18 protein-coding genes are annotated in these 17592 nt (G+C 58.5%); 7 read left to right on the plus strand and 11 right to left on the minus strand.

What is annotated here, in order from left to right; translation table 11 throughout:
* Nucleotides 1-95: 95 nt before the first annotated feature.
* The 5 genes from H6M51_RS18915 to H6M51_RS18935 all read right to left on the minus strand — a co-directional run bounded on the left by H6M51_RS18915 (nt 96) and on the right by H6M51_RS18935 (nt 5196).
* The gene (locus tag H6M51_RS18915) at nt 96-1145 is read right to left on the minus strand and encodes an ABC transporter ATP-binding protein (RefSeq protein WP_185811380.1); all 1050 of its coding nucleotides are present in this window, start codon (nt 1143-1145) and stop codon (nt 96-98) included.
* Nucleotides 1145-2191, minus strand: coding sequence for an NAD(P)-dependent alcohol dehydrogenase (locus tag H6M51_RS18920; RefSeq protein ID WP_185811381.1), 1047 nt, complete (start codon nt 2189-2191; stop codon nt 1145-1147). Before H6M51_RS18920 ends, H6M51_RS18915 begins: the two co-directional genes overlap by 1 nt.
* Nucleotides 2192-2198: 7 nt before the next feature.
* Nucleotides 2199-3017 (minus strand): carbohydrate ABC transporter permease, encoded by an 819-nt coding sequence (locus tag H6M51_RS18925; protein WP_185811382.1) that lies wholly within the window; start codon nt 3015-3017, stop codon nt 2199-2201.
* The gene (locus H6M51_RS18930) at nt 3014-3877 is read right to left on the minus strand and encodes a carbohydrate ABC transporter permease (RefSeq protein WP_185811383.1); all 864 of its coding nucleotides are present in this window, start codon (nt 3875-3877) and stop codon (nt 3014-3016) included. Before H6M51_RS18930 ends, H6M51_RS18925 begins: the two co-directional genes overlap by 4 nt.
* A gap of 68 nt (nt 3878-3945) precedes the next feature.
* Nucleotides 3946-5196 (minus strand): sugar ABC transporter substrate-binding protein, encoded by a 1251-nt coding sequence (locus tag H6M51_RS18935; protein ID WP_185811384.1) that lies wholly within the window; start codon nt 5194-5196, stop codon nt 3946-3948.
* A 135-nt stretch (nt 5197-5331) separates the two neighbouring features.
* On the opposite strand from H6M51_RS18935, the gene H6M51_RS18940 reads away from it, so the two are divergent.
* The 3 genes from H6M51_RS18940 (at nt 5332) to H6M51_RS18950 (ending at nt 8913) form a co-directional block, all read left to right on the plus strand.
* Nucleotides 5332-6246 carry an AraC family transcriptional regulator gene (locus H6M51_RS18940; protein WP_185811385.1) on the plus strand — a complete coding sequence of 305 codons (915 nt, stop codon included), beginning with the start codon at nt 5332-5334 and terminating at the stop codon, nt 6244-6246.
* A gap of 168 nt (nt 6247-6414) precedes the next feature.
* A complete protein-coding gene (locus H6M51_RS18945; protein WP_185811386.1) occupies nt 6415-7515 on the plus strand; it encodes an ornithine cyclodeaminase in 1101 nt (366 codons plus the stop codon).
* A gap of 51 nt (nt 7516-7566) precedes the next feature.
* Complete coding sequence (locus tag H6M51_RS18950) at nt 7567-8913, plus strand: MmgE/PrpD family protein (RefSeq protein ID WP_246780576.1); 1347 nt, start codon at nt 7567-7569, stop codon at nt 8911-8913.
* Between the two features lie 330 nt (nt 8914-9243).
* Here the strand turns inward: H6M51_RS18950 and H6M51_RS18955 are convergent, their stop codons facing one another.
* Nucleotides 9244-9615, minus strand: a complete 372-nt coding sequence (locus H6M51_RS18955) for a transposase (RefSeq protein ID WP_185811388.1) — start codon at nt 9613-9615, stop codon at nt 9244-9246.
* A 740-nt stretch (nt 9616-10355) separates the two neighbouring features.
* Between H6M51_RS18955 and H6M51_RS18960 the strand changes: the two genes are divergently transcribed.
* Entirely contained in the window at nt 10356-10565 is a 210-nt protein-coding gene (locus tag H6M51_RS18960; RefSeq protein ID WP_185811389.1) for a hypothetical protein, read from the plus strand.
* Between the two features lie 47 nt (nt 10566-10612).
* On the opposite strand, the gene H6M51_RS18965 is transcribed toward H6M51_RS18960, so the two are convergent.
* Both H6M51_RS18965 and H6M51_RS18970 read right to left on the minus strand, forming a co-directional pair.
* Complete coding sequence (locus H6M51_RS18965; RefSeq protein WP_185811390.1) at nt 10613-12016, minus strand: amidohydrolase family protein; 1404 nt, start codon at nt 12014-12016, stop codon at nt 10613-10615.
* A complete protein-coding gene (locus H6M51_RS18970; RefSeq protein ID WP_185811391.1) occupies nt 12013-12639 on the minus strand; it encodes a response regulator transcription factor in 627 nt (208 codons plus the stop codon). The genes H6M51_RS18965 and H6M51_RS18970 overlap by 4 nt, the downstream gene beginning before the upstream one ends.
* 369 nt (nt 12640-13008) lie before the next feature.
* On the opposite strand from H6M51_RS18970, the gene H6M51_RS18975 reads away from it, so the two are divergent.
* The 3 genes from H6M51_RS18975 to H6M51_RS18985 all read left to right on the plus strand — a co-directional run bounded on the left by H6M51_RS18975 (nt 13009) and on the right by H6M51_RS18985 (nt 14843).
* Nucleotides 13009-13488, plus strand: a complete 480-nt coding sequence (locus tag H6M51_RS18975; protein WP_185811392.1) for a response regulator — start codon at nt 13009-13011, stop codon at nt 13486-13488.
* 7 nt (nt 13489-13495) lie between these two features.
* Nucleotides 13496-13834, plus strand: a complete 339-nt coding sequence (locus tag H6M51_RS18980; protein ID WP_185811393.1) for a helix-turn-helix domain-containing protein — start codon at nt 13496-13498, stop codon at nt 13832-13834.
* 295 nt (nt 13835-14129) lie between these two features.
* On the plus strand, nt 14130-14843 hold the full coding sequence (locus H6M51_RS18985) for an autoinducer binding domain-containing protein (RefSeq protein ID WP_185811394.1): 714 nt from the start codon (nt 14130-14132) through the stop codon (nt 14841-14843).
* Between the two features lie 40 nt (nt 14844-14883).
* Here the strand turns inward: H6M51_RS18985 and trbI are convergent, their stop codons facing one another.
* Genes trbI through trbG form a run of 3 tightly spaced genes read right to left on the minus strand, consistent with a single transcriptional unit; the run spans nt 14884 to nt 17580 of the window.
* Entirely contained in the window at nt 14884-16230 is a 1347-nt protein-coding gene (gene trbI / locus H6M51_RS18990) for an IncP-type conjugal transfer protein TrbI (RefSeq protein WP_185811395.1), read from the minus strand.
* Complete coding sequence (locus H6M51_RS18995) at nt 16227-16754, minus strand: hypothetical protein (RefSeq protein WP_185811396.1); 528 nt, start codon at nt 16752-16754, stop codon at nt 16227-16229. Before H6M51_RS18995 ends, trbI begins: the two co-directional genes overlap by 4 nt.
* 1 nt (nt 16755) lies before the next feature.
* The gene (gene trbG, locus H6M51_RS19000) at nt 16756-17580 is read right to left on the minus strand and encodes a P-type conjugative transfer protein TrbG (protein ID WP_348644535.1); all 825 of its coding nucleotides are present in this window, start codon (nt 17578-17580) and stop codon (nt 16756-16758) included.
* Nucleotides 17581-17592: the final 12 nt, after the last annotated feature.

A 17592-nucleotide genomic window follows, 5' to 3' on the forward strand; every position in this document is an offset into this window, starting at 1 on the left:
TGGCTGCAGTGTTGGGGCTATCAGAACGCGACAGCGTTCGCATCGAAACGGCAGAGGCGAGGCTGATCCTCTGCCCCTTTCCCACAGGATCAGCCTCAAACGAGTCGATCTCCCGTTGCAGAATCAAAGAGGTGAAGGTCGTCGGAAGCGACATCAAAACCGAGCACCTCGCCTTCCGTTACACGGAGTGAAGCTGGCACGGATACAGAGAGTTCGTTTGAGCCTATGCTGAGCGTCAAGAGCCGCGTTTCGCCGTGGAACTCATTACGCTCGACCCGGCCCCGGATCGCACCTTGGTCCGTGCTCAGACGCAGTGCCCCGGGTCTGATGCCGACGGTGACCGGGCCGGGCTTGACCGGGAAAGGTGTTGGCAAAGTTATATGAGTGTCCACGAGATCCTCGCCCGCCTTGTCGAGGGTCAGGAAGTTCATGTTCGGCGTGCCGATGAACCCGGCCGCAAACACAGTGGCCGGCTTCTGGTAGATTTCTTCCGGCGTTCCCATCTGTTCGATCCTGCCGTCCTTCATCAGCACGATCCGGTCGGCAAGTGTCATCGCCTCAAGCTGATCATGGGTGACATAGATACTGGTCGTCTTCAGATCGCGGTGCAGCCGGGCAATCTCCACGCGCAGGCTGCCACGCAGTTTCGCATCGAGATTGGAGAGCGGCTCGTCAAACAGAAAGACTTCAGGCGTCTTGATCATGGCACGCGCGATCGCCACGCGCTGTTGCTGGCCGCCCGACAATTCGGTCGGCTTGCGGGTGAGGTAGATGCCAAGACCGAGTGCCTCGACCACCGGTGCCAAGCGCTCCTCGATTGCAGCCTTGGGCGTGCCTGCCCGCTCGAGCCCGAAGGTGATGTTCTCACGCACGCTCATATGGGGATAAAGCGCATAGTTCTGGAAGACCATGGCAATGCCGCGGTCGCCAGGATCGCGGTCATTCATCCGCTCGCCACCGATGAAGAGATCACCGCCGGAGATATCTTCGAGGCCGGCAATCATGCGCAGCATGGTGGACTTCCCGCAGCCGGATGGGCCGAGGAAGACGACGAATTCATGGTCATCAATTTTCAGATCGAAGTCGCGCATGACTTCCAGCGCGCCATAGACCTTGCGGATAGCCCGGCATTCGACAGTGGCCATCACTTGCCCTCCCCGTCCAGGATGATCTGCAACTTCACATCTTCCGGCCTGCCTTCTGCTGCACGCTTAAAGGCCTCGATCGACTGCTCGAACCCATAGGTGCCGGATACCAGGGGCTTGAGATCAACCTTGCCGGCGGCGATCAATGCCAGCGCCCGGTCGAAGACATTGGCGTAACGGAAGACGGTCTCGATGCGGCATTCGCGAAAGCAAGCGGCCGCAAGGTCGACGGCGACCGGTTCGGGCGGCAAGCCGACCAGCACCACCGTGCCGCCCGGTCGAACCAGTTTGAACAGGTCTTTGATCGCGCCAGCCGCGCCCGAGCATTCAAAGACGATGTCCGTACCCCAGCCGTCCGTTTCCTTGTTGACGGTTTCGACGAGGTCGACCTGCGTGAGGTTGACCCCGGTGATGCCGCCATAACTTTCGGCAAGCTTCAGCTTGGTTTCAGAAAGATCCGAAATCAGCACGCGCGAGCAGCCACCGCCAAGAGCCGCAAGTGCGACCATGATGCCAATCGTGCCGCAGCCGGTCACCACGGCTGTGTCGCCTGGGGTGATCTTTGCGCGGGCTGCGGCCTGCATGCCAACCGCAAAGGGTTCGACCATCGCGCCTTCTGCAAACGAGACATTGTCCGGCAGCTTGTAGGTGAAGCTTGCCGGATGCACCGTCTCAGCTGTCAGCACCCCATGCACCGGGGGCGTTGCCCAGAAGGTAACGGCCGGATCGACATTGTAGAGGCCAAGCCGCGAGGCGCGTGATTTTGGGTCGGGAATGCCGGGCTCCATGCAGACCCGGTCACCGGGTTTCAGATGCGTGACCTTGGCACCGACTTCGGTCACGGTTCCAGCCGCCTCATGACCGAGCACCATGGGTTCGTTGACGACAAAATCGCCAATACGGCCATGGGTATAGTAGTGAACGTCGCTGCCGCATACGCCGACGGTGTGGATGCGAATGCGGACGTCGTCCGGCCCCATCTCCTGGGGTAGATCGATGTCGCGCAGTGAGAGTTCGCCGACACGTTCGAGGACAAGTGCTTTCATGGGATAATCAACCTTGATCGGATTTCTTGGAAAATGCGGCATTGAGGCCTCCAGCCAGCACCCCAAGCAGGATCAGCGGTGGCAGGGAGAGAAGGACGACGGCGGCGTTCAAGATGCCCCAGGGCACGTTCATGCCGAGCTGCGACATCTCTGAGGCGATGATCGGCAGGGTCTTGGCGCTTGATGTGGTGAGCATCATGGCAAGCAGGAATTCATTCCACACGAGCACGAAGGAAAAGGCGATGGCGCCGAAGACCTGGAACCGCGCAATCGGCAGCGCGATGCGGAAGAAGGTGGCGTAGGGCCCCAGGCCATCGACGCGGGCCGCCTCTTCGACATGCAGGCTGACACGTTCGAATGCCGGCACCGACAGCCAGATGGTGATCGAGGCCGTGACGATGAGATAGGTCACGATCAGCGACAGGCGGGTATCGTAGAGATCGAGCCCAAGCCAGATGACCAGCATGGGAATAGCAATTGCCACCGGCGGCAGGAAGCGCAGCGACAGGACGAAGAACTGCGCTTCTGCGGTCAGCCGGTTCTTGAAACGGGCAATCACATAGGCCGCGGGTACGCCGAGCACAGCGCCGAGTGCCACGGCACTTGTGCATACGATCAGAGAATTGGTCAGCGCGCGCGCCACCGAGCGGCGGTTCAGCACATAGCTCATATTGTCGAGCACCGGCTGGAAGAAGAGTTTCGGCGTCGAGACCAGAAGGTCGGCATTGGTCTTAAAGGCGTTGAGCAAGGTCCACAGCAGCGGCAGCACGACAAGCGCTGCAGCAAGAACCAGAATGACCCTGAGCAGATAAGTCGAGAGCTTCATCGGTTCAGCCTCTTCCAGGTGAATGTGAAGGTGACGATGGTCAGCACCATCATGATGACGGCCATGGAGGAGGCGTAGGAAATCTTGCCGGCTTCGATGAAGCCTTGGGAATAGGCATACATGTCGAGTGTTTCGGTGGAGATGCCAGGGCCGCCACGGGTCATGACATAAACGAGGTCAAAGGAGCGCAGGCTTTCGATCGCCTTGACCAGGAGGAGGCTGATCAATGGCGCTCTCAGCATTGGCAGCGTGACGAAGCGATGAATCTCGAAACGGGTGGCGCGGTCGATCCGCGCAGCTTCAAGTGGTTGCGGCGGCAGGGATTCCAACAGCTTCAGAATGATGACGGCAAAGAACAGGCCCCATTGCCAGACATCGACAAAGGCAACGGCGAGAAGCGCGCCAAGCGGCGTAGAGAGAATATCCGGCGTGATGTCGGTCAGTTCGCGAACCGGCCAGGTCAATGCGCCATAAAGTGGGTGGAAGGCGAACTTCCAGACGAAGGCTGCACAGACACGCGGCAAAAGAACCGGAATGATGAAGAGAACGCAGAGCAGATTGCGCAGCTTCGGGCTTGCGGCCTCGAACATGGCAATGCCGAGGGTCAACCCGGTCACCATGGTGGCTGTAACGCTGATGATTTCCCATTTGAAGGAAACCCAGAGCGCGTTGAGAAAACGGGCGTCTGAGAACAGCGCGAGATAATTGGCAAACCAGACATAGTCAGCATCGGGCGCCGACAGCGTGCGGTTCTGTAGCGATATATTCACCGCATAGAGCGTTGGCACCAGAGCGAGGATGATCAGGATGCCCAGGGTCGGGCCCAGGAAGACATAAGGCAGCGAGCGACCGCGGCGCATGGCAGATCCTTTGATGAAGAAAAAAGGGGCGCGTCGTCGGACGCGCCCGAGTTGGCTGCTTGGGGGCCTTAAAGCTTGGCGGCGAAGGCTTCGAGTTCGGACAGCGTCGCCTTGATGTCGGTGCGGCTGCCAGTGATCAGTTCTTCCAGCATGATGCCCCACTGATTGCCCAGTTCCTGCCAGCGTGGATCTTGCCAGAAAGTGACAGTGGTCTTCTCACCCGTGGCTGCCATGGCGTCGGCGAGGTTCTGACCGAAGGTCTTGGCATATTCCGGGCTCTGATAGGTGCTGGTGCGGGTCAATTCGCCCGGCTGGCCGGCGGCAAGGCGACGGGCCTCCTGCTCCTTGGAGGTTGCCCAAGCAACAAAGAGACCGGCGCAGGCCTTTTCTTCGTCTGTCGCATTGGCCTTTGAGGCGATGGCAAAACCGTGGGAATAACCACCACCCGGCAGCGGCGACGGCGGAACCGAGAAGGCAACCTTGTCAGCGACCTGGCTCTGCGCCTTGTCGACGGACATACCGCCAAGCGGTGCGGATTCGATGATGATCGCGACCTTGCCCGAGCGGAAGGCACCGGTTGATTCATCCCAGGAGCCTGTCTGCGTGCCCGGAGCCGAATACTTGAAGAGTTCGAGATAGGTCTCGGTTGCCTTCACGGCAGCTTGCGAGTTGAAGGCTGGCTTGCCGTCCTTGAACCACTCGCCGCCATTGGCCTTGAAGAAAGGCATCCAGCGCCAGACATTGGCACCCGAACCACGCTGGCCTCGCAAGGCGGTACCATAGACGCTATTTGCCGGATCATGCAGCTTCTGGACGGCTGCGAAATACTCGTCCCAGGTCTTGGGCGGCTGAATGCCGGCCTTTTCGAGTAGATCGGTGCGATAGACCATCAGGTCGCCGCCGCCCTGGACGGGGGCAAACCACTGCTTGCCGTCATAGGTGGCTGCCGCCCGCATGCCGGCATCGAAATCATTGTAATCGTATTCGGCCGGGTAGAAGCCATCTAGCGGCACGATCCAGCCGGAGGAGGCAAACAGCGCCAGATTGGCTTCGTCGACATAATAGACATTAAAGCTGCCAACGGTCGATGCATCGGCCTGTGACTTGGCGCGACGATCGTTTTCGTTGAGATAGCTGATCTCGAAGCCGGCACCGGAAAGTGCCTCGAACTCGTCGACATAGTCTTCGAGCAGTGTGAGCCCATCGCGTGGCTGTGCCAGGATGCGAACGTCATCCGTGCATTGTGCAGCGGCCAGAGCGTTCGAGGCGGCAAGGATAGCGATGACCGCGCAGCCTGCGCGGAGAAGATTTGATGTCATGATTTCCTCCCTTGATGGCAACTCCCTCGCCATCGACGGGGGCACTTTTGCCGAAGAGGTCAGCGCGAACTAGTTGGACTTCGTCGCAGAAATGATACTATTTTGACATCTGTACTCCGCTATATGAGTCATCACATGCCTATTGCACCAGATTTCCCGCAGTCTCCTTCCGAGACCTTTACCGCCACGCGTGAACAGATCGTCCTGCCCGGAGGCGCCTCCTATCTGATCCGCCGCGACGACTATCCCAATCCGATCTGTATCTGGAACTACCACCCCGAATGGGAGATCCATTTCATCCCGGACGCGAGTGGCTTTGCCTATGTCGGGGACTATATCGGCCCGTTTCGCCCCGGACATCTGATGCTGACAGGAACCAATCTGCCACATAACTGGATCACCCCTGGCGCCCCGCCGCTTCCCGGTCGGGATATGGTCCTGCAGTTTGATGCCGATGCCCTGATAGGTGTGCGGGCTGTCTGCCCTGAATTCGATGTGCTGCACCGGCTCAAACCCTTGGCGCAACGTGGGATCGAGATCTTGGGCAATGACGCCAGCTTGATTGGCGAGAAGATCCTCGAACTGCATGCGATCGGCCATCGGGGTGGATTGGGGCTCTTCCTGGAAATCCTCGAGGCGATCGATGCAGCAGCTGAAAAGCGCCTGCTCGCCAGCGAGCACTTCATCTCGATCTACAACCAGGTGTCGGATCGCAGGCACCGGCGTATCGACCAGGCCATCCAGATCCTGCAATCGGATCCCGGCGCGCAAATGCATGAGGTGGCGCAAGAGGTCGGTTTCGAGCCTTCCGCTTTCTCACGCGCCTTTCGTCGCCTGACCGGCATGAATTTCTCCGACTACAGCCGTTCCGTTCGCGTCTGGCGAGCACGAACGCTTCTGAGCGAGACCCAGACATCTATTACCGATATCTGCTTCGAAGCCGGCTTCAACAACCTGTCGAATTTCAACCGCACCTTTCGTTTTGAAACAGGGTTGACGCCGCGTGCCTATCGAAATGCGGCAAGGATCAGGGCAAAGTCGCTTCTTTGATCTTCAATCTGGGCACGAGCTCACTCGATGTGTTGACCGACGTCAGATGACGCCGGAGCTTCAGCGTTCTTCGCCAACTCTTTGCCAAGACTTCGCCTCTCAACCCTGCCCGGTCCGCTATCATCTCCTCCTGTCGCAGCCAAAGCCTATTCGGGAGGAGCAGGTCGCATGCCAGCCAATCAGGTCGTTTCACACCTTTGCGCAAAATTGCGCTTCACCCCACATCTGGCGGAGCCCGTTCTGCTTGACGAAACTCTGATTGCCGCAAGTGGCGCAGGTTTGGCAGTGGCGGAAGTGCATGACGCGCTGGATCAGGCCTGGACGGATATCCAAAACGGGCGGGCGCTTGGGCACAAGTCTGTGCTGTCGCTTCCCGAGGAGGTATTCTGGCAGGACGCCGGTCTTGAAACCCGACCCGTGGAGTTTGCAGGTGAGAGGCTCGGTTGGAAACTCTCCTGTCTCTATGGGGCAAACCCCGATTTTGCCGGGGTCAAGGTCATCGGCGCCAATGCCTTCAACCGGCTTTTGGGCCTTCGGCGCTCGCGATCAACCTATATTCTCATGGAGAAACTCACCATGCAGCCGCTCGCAATCGTCGATGCGACTGCGCTTTCGGCGGCGCGCACAGGCGCATATGCATCAAAGGTGCTTGGCCTTTGTCCGATCGAAACAGACGGTATCACTGTGTTCCTGTTCGGCGCGGGGCCAATCGCCATGGCAATTCTTACTTCACTCGCCGAACGTGCAGCGCCTCGCATTGCCCGCGTCTATCTCAAGGCTCTGAGATTCGAGAGCGCAACAGCGCTTGTGGCATCGCTGTCTGTAACCCTGCCCTTTGACCTCGTCGCGGTCGAAGACAATCGCTTTCTTTCTGACGCCGATTTTGTGGTCACGGCCACCAATTCCGACAAGCCCGTTTTCGAGGATGATGAGCTCAGGCGCAACGCCTGTCTTCTTCATCTGGGAGGCGATGAGGTGCCGGTCAAGACCTTGCGGCGGGTCCTGCGGCAAGGTCAGGTCGGCTGTGACGATCTGGAGACGGTCTCCCGACGGAACTCGCAGAGCCTTGCCCTGCAGTTCTCGAGGACCGGCTCTTCGCTCGAGGCACTCGGGCCCCATCTTGGCATTCAAGAGCTATCAAAGACATCAGACTGGCATCTTCAGCCAGGCACGCCGCTTTCTGTCACCTGTGTAGGACTGCCGGTGCTTGACCTTTATGTGGTGGCAGCGCTGTTTCAGAAGTATCGCGCAAATCTTCAGACTGCGTGATGGATAATTGCGCATCAGATCTGGCTTGAAAGGCAGGACATCATGTCAGCCATGACAGAACGCCTTGCACGACATGCGCTTCAAATCGATGTCGAGGCTGGCGAGCCTAAGCTGAAAGAGATTGCGCTTTGCTGCGTGCTTGATCTTGTAACGGCCGCAATTGCGGGTTCGGGGACAGCAGCACCGCATGCAGCCCTTGGTCTCATCGACATGCAAGGCACGGGGGATGCGCCTGTCTGGTTTGACGATCGACAATCTTCCCTGTGGCTTGCCGTGCTGCATAACGGTCTTTGCGCTTCCGCACTTGATATTGACGACGGCAATCGGGCAGCCCGCGGCCACCCCGGTGCGAGCGTCATTCCAACCGTGCTGACCCTTGGCGCAAGTCTGCCAGAGGTCACCGGGTCGGCGATCCTGTCGGCGCTCATCGCTGGATATGACGTCGGGGTTCGGATTGCAGCCTCGCAACGGCCGGACGCCATCGCCACCCGTCAGACCGGCCGGTGGGCAGCCTTTGCAGCGTGTGCAGCTGCCGGGCGCCTTCTTGGGGTCTCGCAACCGGTTCTGTCGGAGGGGCTGGCGATTGCCGGCGTTCTGGCTCCGAACCAGCGCGCCAATGGCAGTTCCGGTTATTCCAGGGCGACCGGCAATCTGGTCAAGGAGGGGATCGCGTTTAGCGCAAGGACGGGGCTTGAGGCGCTTTTCCTGGCACAGCGTGGCTTTACCGGTCCAATCGACGTTCTCGACCATGACCGCTTTTATGACCAGGATCGGCTGATGGCTGATCTTGGTCATCGGTTCGAGATCTTGGACACCTATTTCAAGCCCTATGCCTGTTGTCGCTACATCCATCCAGCCCTTGATGCGCTGAGCCAATTGATGCACGGCCATGGCCTCGTCGCCGATGACATCGAACGGATGGACGTTTACACTTTCTCTCAGGCGCTGCGACTGGCCAACAGCTGCGCGCCTCAAACACTCGTCGGTCTGCAATACAGCCTTCCGTTCTGTCTGGCGGTTCTCGCCGTCGAGGGCGAAGAGGCATTCCTGCCTGTCTCGGAGACGCTTCTCTTCCGCAAGGATCTGGTGCGGTTGGCTGAGAGGGTCATTCTCTCCATCGACGAGGAGGCGGAGGCACGTTTCCCCCGGGAGACCATGGCCAAACTGCAGATCACCTTGAGATCCGGCAGGAAGCTTTCGAGTGCATTGACGGCGCCTGAGGGTGATCCCAGGGAACCGATAGACCGCGCGCATCTGAGCCTGAAGCTTCGTTCGGTGCTCACCAATCGCGGTATCTCCGAGCTATACAGCCGCGCAATTGACGCTGTTGAATGTCTCGGCAGAGGCAATCCATCACCTGTCTTCGCGTTGCTGAGTGCCAGCCTCAAGCGGACGTGACCAGTGCAATTGGAGGGAGGCTGGATTTGCAAACATTGGCAAATTGCGATCATTGTCACAGGCTGGCCGGCGGTCTAACCTTGGTGTCGCAGCATGCTCGGCAGATGTTGCAAGCTATTGGGGGCTATTGAGGACGAACATGGCCAAGCGCGCGCAAAAGACCGATGAGCAGAAGGGCGATGAGGTTCTTCGCCGCCTGCTCAATACGCCGCCTGAGCCAAAGACCGGCAAGACGGTCTTGGAGGGATCCGAAGGCCACAGCGAACATGCCCAACCACTCGAGAACAGAGCGCATTAGGCTTCGGGCCGGCCATCCTCGTGTCCCGTCGACTACTTCATGACATTGTCGATACGCTCTGTCATGTGACAGGCGGATCTGTAACTGACGTCAAGCATGCGGTGCAACTGATTGGCATTCATGCGATAGCGGTATGCGCCCATGAGATGGGCGGCGAGAACCCATTTGTGCAACGGGATGTTGGAGCCCTCCAGCACGGTTCCTATGGTGACCGAAAAAGGCTTGTGACATTCCTTGCACTTGTAGAGGCCGGGCCGGGTCGATTTGCCAGCAAATTTCATGATCCGGAACTTGTCGCCATTGCCGCAATGCGGACAGATTGGCCCTTTCGGCCAACGGAGCTTTTCCAGATGTCTGCGCGCCGTCTCGGGATCGTTGTAGAGAGCAATCGTAAGATCAAACATCCGCTGTGTTCCGGCCGAGAGATATCGGCGCGCTGGTCATCAGGTCCCGCCAGCACTGCGGTGCCAGATTGTCGTCATCCACCGTCTCGGAAGATTGGCAGAAAATCAAGTTCGTCGTCTGATATCGGCAGCGGGGCCCGGGCTGTCTTGTGATCGCCGACCTCAAGACCGACCAGAGGCACTCACCCGTACACGACCGTCGGGCCAGCTCAGCCTGTGTTCATCCCTAAGAACTATCGCCTTTGCCTGATGGCGGCACCGAAATTGCCGGTGGATCTGAACGTGGATCACCTCCTGATTTGCCTGACCGGAGAGGAGGATTTGCTGAGAGACAATCCGATCCTTACTGATCGGGAAGGATGGACGCGAAATCGCAAGGATCGACCCCATCGGTAAGTTATCGGCTGCCGCTGACATCGAAGAACGGGTCTCGATTTCGGTATCGAGCGTATTTGTCCCGCTCGACATCAGGGGGAGGATGGGTGGGAAAGTCTGATCTCTGGCGACTTCCCCTGCCCTGTCCTCCTCTAACCTGCCTTGTCTCTTCATGGCACGACCTCAACGAGTGAACCCGAGATTGCCTTGCGCCACGTTGTGGTCAACCCGTGTGCCTTTATTGCTCGCCATCATGAGGCTGGCTGCCTTGAGGCGAATTGTCCTCGGATGACAAAATTCCGAGCCCCCCCTTTTTTGCAGAGGCGAAACATGTATCTCCATATTGAGATATTCCGGAGGAATTTATGGGGCCCGGTTTTATTCTGGTTGTGGTGCAGATTCTGGCCGGCGGGGCGCAGGTCGAACACCTCTCGGCTTTCGAGAGCCGCAAGGAATGCGTAAGCATGGGCGAACAATGGGTTGAGGAGACGCTCTCTGACGCCCAGGCTGACGAGACCAGTTCCGTCTTGTCCGCCTGGTTCTATTGCCAGGAGGTCCGTGGTGCCAACCGCTAGACGTCCTCAGGAGATCAGCGGGTCATGCCGGACACGATCCGCCTCGTCTATCTTGTTTTTGATTTCTGCAATCCACGGGCCACACCTTTTAAGAGAACCCCATCTGATACAACCAGCCGACCGTCTTTGTAGACATGGCGGATCCTGGAAATGTTATGCGGCTCTGCGATGACGATATCGGCTCGTCTCCCGACTTCGAGCAGTCCTCTATCGGCGAAAAGCTCGGGAAAGACACGGGCGACGTTTCCCGTGGCAAGTGCAACAGCCTGCGGCAGGCTCCAGCCGTTCTTTCTCGTTGTCCGGTGAAGCGCAGAGGCGATGCTATCCCAGTCGCCGCCGGCATAATCCGTGGAAAGCGTATCGATGAGACCTGCATCAACAAGCGCGTCGAGATTGTCAGGTTGGTTTCGAAACCGGCTATCGATCATGTCGAGGGTCGAGACGTCGATTGTAACACCAAGCGCTTTCAGCTCGCGCGCAAAAGTGCATGCCTCCTCTGGCAGGAAAGACGGATGATTGGCATGGGCTGCCACCATCCGGGCCTTCGGATAGGCCTTGGCGAGGGCAATCAGTGTCGTCGCGGTTGGCAAGGCATGATGAAAGATCGCCGGTAGCTGGAATTGTGCCGATGCCGCGGCGATCTCTTCAAGACCAAGCCTTGCGCAGTGGACGGGGGCGAGCACCTTCATGCGCAGCAGGTTGCCGAGCGCGCGGGCGGTGAGATCGATCGCGTGCTCATCGAGCAGGTCCTGAAGTACTGCCTCGCTGATCCTCATCTTGCCATCGAGGTTTCGCCCAAGCACCGCTTCTTTCAATTGGCGTGCCAGATGTGCAGAGATCCTGATCCCCGTCCTTTCTTCGATGGCATCAGGGATAAAACGATAGTCCTGGGCACCACCGCCGAGTGTTTGCCCGCCACCAGCTTCGCCAAGCACCCTGCAACCCCTTGAAACAAGTTCCTCGAGCCGGGCTGATCGATGACGCGCCGTGAGCCCCTGACCATCGATCTGATCGGCTGCTGCAAGGCTATGCGGTGTATGGGCACTCGTCATGTGGATGTCGAGCGCATGGGGCTCGAGCGCTCCGTCGCGGTCTTCCGGCAGGGCGAGCCCACAGACATTGATGAGCGAGGTCGTTCCCGACAGCAGATGCCGATTGCGTTGATACCTGACGTCATCAAGTGAGAGCGGCAGAGAGCCGCTCGGCATGGACGGACCTGCGATCGTGGCATGGGCATGGCCGTTGATGAAGCCTGGCAGCATCAGATATCCCTTGGTCGAAACAACGGTCTCGCCATTGCTCGCTTCGATCGGCGCTTGTGTGATTTCGACGATCATGCCGTCTCGGATCCGTATCGATGCGCTTTCAAGATGCGTCTTGCCATCACCGGTAATCAGGCTGCCGCCTTCAAGGACAAGCTGTGATCCGGGGCGGTTCTGCGTGGGGCTCATGATGGATCCCTCTCAAGGTCGAGATCTATTCGATCGAGCGCATAGCCGTAGCCGCGCACCGTGCGGATGAGATCCGGCTCGCCATGGGCGGTCAATTGACGTCTGAGATGCCCGATATGGACATTGACCGTGCGGGTATCGACAAAGACGCCAGGGGGCCAGGCTTGCGCAATCAGGCTCTTGCGCGAAAACACCCGGCCGGGCTCACGCATGAGGGTCGCTAGCAGTTCGAACTCAATGCCCGTCAATCGAAGCTCGCGGCGCTGCCGCCAGACTTTGCGAGCGGCAATGTCGAGCTTGATGTCGGCAAAAACCAGGCCGTTGCGATCACTGACGCGCATCTGACCCGCAAAGCGTCGAATGGCCTTCAGGAGACCGGCAGGGTCAAGTGGACGGTGAATGCTGTGAACGCGGCCCTTCTGCCGATGCCCTAAGTGGGGGCATGCCCGGTCATCAGCGCTCAGAGCCAGAATGGTCAAGCCTTCTTCTGGCATAGTATGCAAAAGCGCTTCAAGCAGCCAGTCCGCTTCCGGAAGCTGACAGTCGACAAGGGCGATCACCGACGCCTGGCTAACGATGTGGTCAAAGCCTTCGTTTGCCGATGTGGCACAGATTGCCGTCATGCCTTCGCTTCCGAGACTATGTCTCAGAAAGAGCGAAAGTTCCGTTGCTGCCGTGCAGACAACAACCAGCGGTGCGCTCTCCCGCGCATCTGGATGCAGGTTTTGCATAAGCAGGCCTCGTTTGGGTTCTATGCCCGCACGTCGAAGATGCCATGACCTGCAACAAGGTTCAAACGGCAAGTCTCCGATCTAGATGAAGAATTATTGCGGCTGACAAGGCGGGTCACCCTAGCAGATTTGTCACTTGGCAAGCTGAACAGAATTGATCTCAATGACAGGCCTGCCCGCTCCGGTTGAGATCGTCAGATGACCCGAACGGCGCTATGGGGTCTCGCGACCGTGGCGAGACAGACATGGAGTGCCAAACGCATGCCGACATCGCCAATGTCTTCTTTCCCGGCAAGGCAGGATAAGCGCCGCAAAGCCGAAGTCTTGTTCTTGAGCCTCTCCGATCGGGCTGGACAGCGCATTTTGAAGGCCCTTCAGGCCGAATACCAAATCCGCTCAGTCGAGACGATCGAGCAATTGCGACAAACGCTTCTCACAAAAGGGATCGATCTTCTCATTCTGGATCGCTCGGCGGACCCTTGCGATGATGTCGTTCAGTTCTGCCGGGACATTCGCCTGACCAGCTCGGTCGCCATCATCTTGATGGTCGGCTCAGACGATCCCAATCTTCGCATCGAAGCACTTGAGGCGGGCGCCGACGATTGTTTTTCGCAAAAAACTGGGCTTGCGGGAGATCAAGGCACGTGTCGCCAGTCTCTTGCGTCGGGCAGCCTTTGGTGCCGCCGCACTCTCGACAAGCCGGGTCCTGTTCTTCGACGGGTGGTCTATCGACCCCCATAGGCGGTCCTTGACGGATCCGACCGGTCGCCCGGTCGATCTGACGGCGGCGGAGTTCGATCTGCTATGGGCCTTTTGCCGCAACAGCGGCAAGACCCTGTCACGCCAGACGCTTCTCACCTTGACGAGAGTGGGGGCTGCGCGTCCGGTCGATCGCAGCATCGATGTGCATATCAATCGGCTCCGCAGCAAGATTGAAGTCGACCCGCACCGGCCAATGCTTTTGCGGACGGTTCGACTTGGCGGCTACATCTTCACGCCTGCAGTCGAGGTCGAATTGCTGCCGACAAGAAAGCGCGCGCAAGGGCAAGGGCCAAGGCAAGAGGCCAGTCAGAACCAGGATCATTGAGAACCGGATCGGTCAAAAACAGGACATGCGCGAAGTCCACCTTCGCGATCCAAGCGGTTACTCCATTGCCGGTACAGACCGCGCATTGTTAAATTTTGTTTCTTTTGTCTGTCAAAGTTGCGCGCGGCACATGCGCGGCTATAACTTTGTCTGCATAACAGTTGTAGATGACATTATTTTGTGCTGGCCAGCAGTCCCACGGGGCTGGCTCTTTCTGAAAGTTCAATCGATGCGCACTTGACCGGTCACCTTCGGCGGCCGGTGATCGACCCTCATTGCCGAAAAGGATCTCTCTATGGGCAAGCATCCATTTGACAGCCTTATCGAAGCCATTTCCTCCGCCAGTGATCCCCATGCTTTGACGAAAGCCCTGTCGGAGTTTGGCGAAAAGCACGGTTTTCCCTTCTTTGCCTATCTCCGGCTGGACGGCACGCGCTGGCGGGCCGTTTCCAATTATCCCACTGATTGGCAGGATTGCTATTATCGCAACAATTACAGCCGTATCGATCCGATCGTCCGTGCTGTCAAACGGGGTGTTCATCCCTTTTGCTGGTCGCTTGACGATCCGGTCTTCGAGACCGAACGGGCCGAGGTCGTTGCCTTTCGCGACGAAGCCATTGCCCATGGTATCAGGGCGGGATTTTCTATCCCCATACGGGTCGGCTTTAGTCATCAGGCGGTCTTGACCTTCGCCTCGTCAGACACCCATTGTTTGAACCGCGCCGCCATGCTCGACATTGTCGAGGCAGCAGCGACTGCCGCAATGCTGCATGCAGCTTTTTCCTTTCCCCGGATGCCGTGCCAGCAAGCCGCTCCGAGCCATCTGACCTCCTTCGAAAGGATGTGCCTGCGCTGGGTTGCGGAGGGCAAGACGATGCAGGATGTGGCCGATCTGCTCAACGCCAAGTATTCGACAGTGCGCACATCGATCGACAAGGCACGAGACAAGCTCGATGCCGTCACGCTGCAGCATGCAACTGCGGTGGCCACTCGCCTGTCCCTGATCTGACTGTGTCCTCAAGAAACAGGGCTTGAACATCACTGAAAGATCAGGGCCGGTCATCAAACACCAGGTCCTGGTCAACCAGAATGTTGAAGCGGTAGCCCGGTCTGATCGTCAATGTCGGCTGTATGTCTAGGCCTTTTGAAACTGAGCGCTCGGCAAGCCGTCCGAAGGTCTCTGCAAAGCTGCGCCGGGCAGCGTCAGACGGATCCGCCATGCCGAAGCCATTTCGCGTTTGCGGAAGGGAAAGGTCGATGCCGGTGCCAATCAGCGCCACCAGCGCTGCAGTTCCGAAGTTCCTGATATAATGGCGGTCAATCTTGTCCTGGAAGCCTGCCGCCCCCGCCTGGTCTATGCCGGCCATGGCGGCAATCTTGCGTCTTGTACCATCAGACAAGACAATATCAGTCCAAACGACCAGCACCCGTGACTGACCATAAGAGACCTTGGCGTCATATTGACCGACAAGTCTTGATCCTTGCGGGATGAGAAGATGCCGTCCCGTGGCGCTGTCATAGACGTTCTGGCTCACTTGGGCGAGAAGGCGACCCGGTAGATCGGCATTGAGACCGGTCAAGAGCAAAGCTGGTATGACAGAACCGCGCAACAATGTCTTCGGGTTCGTCAAAGGCTCCAGCTGGGGGTCAGTGCTTTCCGACCCTCTCATATTGTCGAGAAAGGCCTGCTTTTGATCCTGCCCGTTTTGATCGAAGGCGCCCTCCCCTGTCCTGCCCATGGTTTCAGCGGCCGCTATCAGGCGCTCAGCCAAACGATCCCTGGGGCCAGGATTGTTGCTCGATGCTTGAGCCACTTCGAAACCTGGTCTTGTCGGCAGTCTGTCGGAAAGCACACTGGTATCGATCCTCAATGGCGATGCCCTGGCGCCCTCTGCCCTTTGCAGCCGTGCCATGACCTGACGCTGGCGTTCGTTGAGGATCTGTTCCTGGTGCTCGCGCTCCAGTCGCTTGCGCCACAGATCATCCTCGTTGAGCGCTGAAGGCACCGACGAAACCGACTGCTTTCCTTCCGGCCTGGTTGGTGTGACAAGTCTCGGCGCCGGGATCACGTCGGGCCGATCAAAAACCCTTGCAGGGGACTGGACGACTGGAGGAGACGGATTATCCCCGATGATCCCATCGCCAATCCCCTGTTTCAAGGTGTCGGCAAAGCTCGTCGCTGGCCGGCGGTCCCGCCCATCCTCTGCCCCTTGTCCACCGCGCCACAAACCACGAGACGACAGTCCAAAGACAATTGTTGCGATTACCAGGATCACGGCGACCAGAACGAGGATAAGGGGCAGGCGGTTGAGCCGCTGCATCCCGCGCGTTACCCCATTGCCGGATCGGGCGGTCAGGACTTGAGGCGCACCGGAAAGCTGCAATGCTTCGCTCATCTGTCGATCGCTCCGTCGATAATTTCGAGGGCCGGCGGTCCGGCCACATGAATGGCGCGCATAGCTTCCGCTCCATCGCCGTCACTTTCGGGCTCAAGTCTCGTGCGATACACCTTTGATAGCCTGATATTCGGCGTCGTGACCCGCAAGAGAAGGTCCTCCCCCACCTCGACAACTGAAAGCTTGAGGATTGTATGTTCGCCTTCCATGTCCTGCGCGCTGGCAATCGAATATCCCTCAGTTGATAGAGCTTTTTCCAAGGCGGCGCGCATGACCGGCGGAATGTCCTCCGCCAGGGCAAGCTTCGAGGATTTCGCAATGAGCCCTGAAAGATCCTTTGTCAGATCCGAGGCAATCGGCTGGGCGACCGCAGGGCTCTCAAGGATCGACAATGCCGCCTGATGGCCGGCGAATGCTCCATTGCCACTTTGCAGCTGGCACGAAGCGAGTGTGAGGCCGACAATCAGCAAGCCGGGGACCAGGATAGAGGACGAGTTCGGGGTCAGGTCGGGGCTAAAGGTCATCTCAACGCCCCCGCCTGATGGTGATTTTCTTCTGCCGCCAACCGGTTCCTGCCAGAAGCACGGCTCTGTCCACCTGTTGGTCGATGATGATCGTATCGCGGTTCACCCGGTAATTGACGATCTGCCGCGCCCCCTCCGACATGAGGAAGAGAACGGGCATCTCGCCATTGGCAATCCCTGCTGGAAACTGGATGTAGGTCTTGTGGCCATCAAAATAGACCCGTTTGGGCCGCCACTTTGCCTGCCCCTCGATCCTGTAAGCAAAATCGAGCCGGCCGGGCGATGGTGCCTCATCCTTAGCCCCAAGCCTCGCATTGACGATCGCGATCTGGCTTGACGCCGTTTGGGGGTAGGAAAAGCCGATACGCGCCATATAGCGGCTCTCATGCGATCTCAGCCGGATGTGATAGGTGCGCATCGATGTCGTGACGATCATCGAGGTCGCCAGATTGGCCTCTGTCGGACGCACGATCAGATGAATTGTCTGTTGCGCTCCCTCGCCCGAACTTGCCGCCTCCACGCTCCAGCGCACGCTGTCGCCGACCAGAACGTCTTTGACGGTTTCCTTTGGCTGGAGCTCGATATCGCAGACCTGTAGCGGCGCACAGATGATCGAAGCCTGCCCGTCTCCGAAGACGAAGAGCACCTTGCCATCGGGGCCGTGTGTAACGCCACCTTGGCCGCCTTGCCAGGCGCTGGAATGACTGAGTGCCTTGACTTCGGCAGGTGTCATCTCCTGTGACAGGGCCGGCCTTTGGCCAAGGTCTGAAAAGATCAGCAGGCTGATCAGAACGCGCGCTACACGCTGTTGTAACCGGTATGTCACGACGATCTCCAT

Source organism: Rhizobium sp. AQ_MP (assembly GCF_014237835.1).
Taxonomy (GTDB): domain Bacteria; phylum Pseudomonadota; class Alphaproteobacteria; order Rhizobiales; family Rhizobiaceae; genus Allorhizobium.

Coding starts and splice junctions, on each gene's coding strand:
- H6M51_RS18915 (WP_185811380.1), bottom strand. CDS start 1,145: ATGGCCACTGTCGAATGCCGGGCTATCCGCAAGGTCTATGGCGCGCTG.
- H6M51_RS18920 (WP_185811381.1), bottom strand. CDS start 2,191: ATGAAAGCACTTGTCCTCGAACGTGTCGGCGAACTCTCACTGCGCGAC.
- H6M51_RS18925 (WP_185811382.1), bottom strand. CDS start 3,017: ATGAAGCTCTCGACTTATCTGCTCAGGGTCATTCTGGTTCTTGCTGCA.
- H6M51_RS18930 (WP_185811383.1), bottom strand. CDS start 3,877: ATGCGCCGCGGTCGCTCGCTGCCTTATGTCTTCCTGGGCCCGACCCTG.
- H6M51_RS18935 (WP_185811384.1), bottom strand. CDS start 5,196: ATGACATCAAATCTTCTCCGCGCAGGCTGCGCGGTCATCGCTATCCTT.
- H6M51_RS18940 (WP_185811385.1), top strand. CDS start 5,332: ATGCCTATTGCACCAGATTTCCCGCAGTCTCCTTCCGAGACCTTTACC.
- H6M51_RS18945 (WP_185811386.1), top strand. CDS start 6,415: ATGCCAGCCAATCAGGTCGTTTCACACCTTTGCGCAAAATTGCGCTTC.
- H6M51_RS18950 (WP_246780576.1), top strand. CDS start 7,567: ATGACAGAACGCCTTGCACGACATGCGCTTCAAATCGATGTCGAGGCT.
- H6M51_RS18955 (WP_185811388.1), bottom strand. CDS start 9,615: ATGTTTGATCTTACGATTGCTCTCTACAACGATCCCGAGACGGCGCGC.
- H6M51_RS18960 (WP_185811389.1), top strand. CDS start 10,356: ATGGGGCCCGGTTTTATTCTGGTTGTGGTGCAGATTCTGGCCGGCGGG.
- H6M51_RS18965 (WP_185811390.1), bottom strand. CDS start 12,016: ATGAGCCCCACGCAGAACCGCCCCGGATCACAGCTTGTCCTTGAAGGC.
- H6M51_RS18970 (WP_185811391.1), bottom strand. CDS start 12,639: ATGACGGCAATCTGTGCCACATCGGCAAACGAAGGCTTTGACCACATC.
- H6M51_RS18975 (WP_185811392.1), top strand. CDS start 13,009: ATGCCGACATCGCCAATGTCTTCTTTCCCGGCAAGGCAGGATAAGCGC.
- H6M51_RS18985 (WP_185811394.1), top strand. CDS start 14,130: ATGGGCAAGCATCCATTTGACAGCCTTATCGAAGCCATTTCCTCCGCC.
- trbI (WP_185811395.1), bottom strand. CDS start 16,230: ATGAGCGAAGCATTGCAGCTTTCCGGTGCGCCTCAAGTCCTGACCGCC.
- H6M51_RS18995 (WP_185811396.1), bottom strand. CDS start 16,754: ATGACCTTTAGCCCCGACCTGACCCCGAACTCGTCCTCTATCCTGGTC.